This is a genomic window from Neisseria sp. P0009.S007 (assembly GCF_051962515.1).
Window position 1 is genome coordinate 1 of record NZ_JBQCVF010000030.1, and the last position, 3,703, is coordinate 3,703.

General features: G+C 47.6%; 6 protein-coding genes and 1 pseudogene. All 7 read left to right on the forward strand.

Annotated features, from left to right (window positions below; translation table 11 throughout):
* Nucleotides 1–234 (forward strand): annotated as a pseudogene (locus tag ACTHS3_RS04710) (ribosome biogenesis GTPase Der); the annotation flags it as partial.
* 297 nt (nt 235–531) lie between these two features.
* Nucleotides 532–828 (forward strand): RNA chaperone Hfq, encoded by a 297-nt coding sequence (gene hfq / locus ACTHS3_RS04715; RefSeq protein WP_036493792.1) that lies wholly within the window; start codon nt 532–534, stop codon nt 826–828.
* Between the two features lie 78 nt (nt 829–906).
* Nucleotides 907–1,476 carry a tRNA (mnm(5)s(2)U34)-methyltransferase gene (locus ACTHS3_RS04720; protein WP_004519437.1) on the forward strand — a complete coding sequence of 190 codons (570 nt, stop codon included), beginning with the start codon at nt 907–909 and terminating at the stop codon, nt 1,474–1,476.
* 55 nt (nt 1,477–1,531) lie between these two features.
* Nucleotides 1,532–1,906, forward strand: coding sequence for a SirB2 family protein (locus tag ACTHS3_RS04725; protein WP_003681989.1), 375 nt, complete (start codon nt 1,532–1,534; stop codon nt 1,904–1,906).
* 15 nt (nt 1,907–1,921) lie between these two features.
* Nucleotides 1,922–2,410: a 2-amino-4-hydroxy-6-hydroxymethyldihydropteridine diphosphokinase gene (gene folK, locus ACTHS3_RS04730; RefSeq protein ID WP_004519438.1), complete on the forward strand. Its 489-nt coding sequence runs from the start codon at nt 1,922–1,924 to the stop codon at nt 2,408–2,410.
* A 98-nt stretch (nt 2,411–2,508) separates the two neighbouring features.
* The gene (locus ACTHS3_RS04735) at nt 2,509–3,144 is read left to right on the forward strand and encodes a deoxynucleoside kinase (protein WP_004519439.1); all 636 of its coding nucleotides are present in this window, start codon (nt 2,509–2,511) and stop codon (nt 3,142–3,144) included.
* A 36-nt stretch (nt 3,145–3,180) separates the two neighbouring features.
* Nucleotides 3,181–3,624, forward strand: coding sequence for a peroxiredoxin (locus ACTHS3_RS04740; RefSeq protein ID WP_004519440.1), 444 nt, complete (start codon nt 3,181–3,183; stop codon nt 3,622–3,624).
* The last annotated feature ends 79 nt before the right edge of the window (nt 3,625–3,703 follow it).

Genomic DNA, 3,703 nt, shown 5'->3' on the forward strand with positions numbered 1-3,703 from the left:
CGCTATTTGACCCAAACGTTCCGCAAAGCCTTCAATCTGCAAGGTACGCCGCTCAGAATTCAATACAATGTTTCGGAAAACCCGTATGAAAATGCGGAAGACAAACCGAAGAAAAAACCGCTGCGCCGTGTCAGCTTGAGCAACCGTATTGAGAAACGCGAAGGCCGCAAGGAAGAGAAAAACCGCTTCAAGAAGAAAACCAAAGTCAGCGTGAAAAAACAATTCAGCAAATAAGCATAAAGGCCGTCTGAACAATTTCAGACGGCCTTTTTTTAATGAAAAACAGCTCGTTAGAGCTTCATGGCATATTTTCGATAGGATTTGCCGAATTTTAAAAAACATCCAATTTGGATTTGGGATTGTTGTGAATATGGAAATGAAACAGTCGGTTTGACGTGAAGTTCCCTTATTGCTGGATTCCTAAATGGTGTGATAGAAAAAAATAGTTGGTAATTTATCCTATTCGGGGCTACAATCCCATCAAACGCCGATTTTGGCGTCTTTACAATCATAATAATGGAGCTCAAGAATATGACAGCTAAAGGACAAATGTTACAAGATCCTTTTTTGAATGCGTTGCGTAAAGAGCACGTTCCGGTTTCGATCTACTTGGTAAACGGCATCAAGCTGCAAGGCCAAGTGGAATCATTCGACCAGTACGTTGTTCTGCTGCGTAATACTTCCGTCACTCAAATGGTTTACAAACACGCTATCTCAACAATCGTTCCTGCACGCGCAGTCAGCCTGCAACACGAAAACAAACAACCTCAAGCCGCTGCCGCAGCTGCTCCGGTTCAAGTTGAGACTGTGCAACAACCTGCCGAATAAATGATGTAACGCATTCCTGTTTTTCAATACCTTACCGCTTTTGCGGTAGGGTATTTTTATTTTCAGACGACCTTTATCATGCTGCTTGAGAACATTCTTCCCTTTGCCCACTCCCTGTTACAGCAAGCCTTAAAAGCAGGCGGCCGCGCTTTGGATGCGACGGCCGGAAACGGGCATGATACTTTGCTGTTGGCGCAGTCGGTTGGCGAGACGGGTAGGGTGTGGGCATTTGATGTGCAACTCAAGGCACTGGCGCAGACTCAAGGCCGTCTGAAAGAAAACGGCGTAGATGGTCGGGTAGCCCTGATACATGACGGCCATGAAAACCTTTTGTCTTATATCGACGAGCCTTTAGATGCCGCAGTATTTAATTTCGGTTGGCTGCCGGGAGGCGATAAAAGCTGTACAACTGAAGCAGCAAGCAGTATCCGTGCGCTGACGGATACTTTGGGTTTGCTGAAAGAGGGCGGGCTTGCCGTGGCGGTATTGTATCCTGGACATGAAGCCGGCCGAATAGAGGCTGAAGCGATTGTGCAATGGACGGAAACTTTGCCGCAGGAAGCCTTTGCCGTGTTACGCTATGGCTTTGTCAACCGCCGCAATGCGCCTCCCTATCTGCTGGCGATTGAAAAGTTGCGTCAGAAATAGATGTTTGCGGTAAAATAGCTGCTTTGTTTTTCAACCCTCAACATAAGAAACTGCTATGCAATATCTGTTTGTAAAATACAGCCATCAGATTTTCGTTGCCATTACCATCCTGTTGTTCAACATCCGTTTTTTCCTGCTCTGGCGTCATCCTGAGAAACCGTTGGCAGGCATTTGGAAAGCCATGCCGCATTTGAACGACACCATGTTGCTGTTTACCGGCTTGTGGCTGATGAAGATTACTCATTTTTCGCCGTTCAATGCGCCGTGGCTCGGTATGAAAATCCTGCTGTTGCTGGTTTATATTGTGTTGGGCATGATTATGATGCGTTCGCGTCCGCGTTCGCCGAAATTCTATATCGTCTACGTTTTGGCCATGTCGTGTGTTGCCACGATTGTTTTCCTTGCCAAAACCAAAACGCTGCCGTTTTAAAAGAGGCCGTCTGAAATGTATCCGCATTTTGCCGTTGTCGCTTTGGGCAGCAATCTCGCCAATCCTGCCGAACAGATTCGCGCCGCTTTGGCCGAATTGGCCGCGCATCCTCATGTTCGGCTCGAAAAAACATCTTCCCTGTATTTGACTGCGCCGGTCGGCTATGACGATCAGCCCGATTTTGTGAACGCCGTTTGTACCGTGAAAACATCATTGGATGGCGTAGCGCTGTTGGCAGAGTTAAACCGCATCGAGGCCGAATTTGGGCGCGAACGTACCTTCCGCAATGCGCCGCGCACCTTGGATTTGGACATTATCGATTTTGACGGTATCCGCAGCGATGACCCGCATCTGACCTTGCCGCATCCGCGCGCGCATGGGCGCAGTTTCGTTATGTTGCCGTTGGCCGAAATCCTTCCGGATTTCGAGTTGGGCGAGCATGGACGTGCGGCTGATTTGGCTCAGGCTTTGGGTGAGCAGGGTATTCACCTGTTGAAAGAATAAAGGCCGTCTGAAAAAACGGACGAAAACAAGAAAGGGCGTGTTGGACACGCCTTTTTTGCTATAAAATATTGTTGGGAGACACATTAAAAAGAGTTACTATGAATCCTCGTTATATTGTTGTCGAAGGCGCCATCGGTAGCGGCAAGACCGCTTTGAGCCGCCGCTTGGCAGAGCATTTCAGCGCGTTGCTGTTGTCGGAGAATCCAGATCACAATCCGTTTCTCATGAAGTTTTACAGCAATGTTTCCAATAATGGCTTGGCTGCCGAACTTTTCTTCCTGATGCGCCGCGCTGAAAGCGTGAATATTATTGAAGACCAATGCGCGCAAGGCGGAATGGTTGTGGCTGATTTTTTGCCGGAAAAAGACCGTATTTTTACGCCCATCGTTTTGAATGATGACGAGCAGCAGCTTTTTGCCGATATGAAGCAACGCATTCTGCCGCAATACGCGGAGCCCGATGTGGTGATTTATCTGCAAACCGCTGTCGAAAACAACCGCAAACGTCTGCAAAAACGTCACGAAGGCATTATCAGCTTGTTTCCCGAAGGCTATTTGGGACGGGTGCATGACGAATACAGTCATTTCTTCCATTTGTATCAAAGCGCGCCTTTGCTGACTGTCAATGCCGATGAGTTGGATTTAGCCGGCAATGACGACTACTTCCAGCTTTTGTTGCGTACATTGGAAGATTTTCAAGGTACGCGCAGTTATTTGAATTTAAGCGAAAAATAAACGTAGGCTAGGTTTAGGCCGTCTGAAAGGAATAATATGTCAAAATATCAATTCACACTCCCATCTTCTTCCGGTAGCGATTTTAACTCCGCCGAACATTTGCCGTTGGTTGTCTATTTTTATCCTAAAGACAGCACGCCCGGCTGTACCACCGAAGGCTTGGATTTCAATGCCCGATTGGAACAATTCAAAGCATTGGGCTATACCGTTGTCGGCATTTCGCGCGACGGTGTCAAATCGCATCAGAATTTCTGCACCAAACAAGGCTTCCAGTTTGAATTGTTGAGCGACAAAGAAGAAACCGTCTGCAAACTGTTTGACGTGATCAAGCTGAAAAAGCTTTACGGCAAAGAATCCCTCGGCATCGAGCGCAGCACGTTTGTGCTGGACGAAAACGGCGAAATCGCCCATGAGTGGCGCAAAGTCAAAGTGGCCGGACACGCGCAGGAAGTTTTGGATACAATCTCTCAAGCCTCTTAATAGGGCTTTGAAAACCTAAGGCCGTCTGAACGGATGTAAAGTCATGCCGTTCAGACGGCCTTTCAATACAGTTTGATGA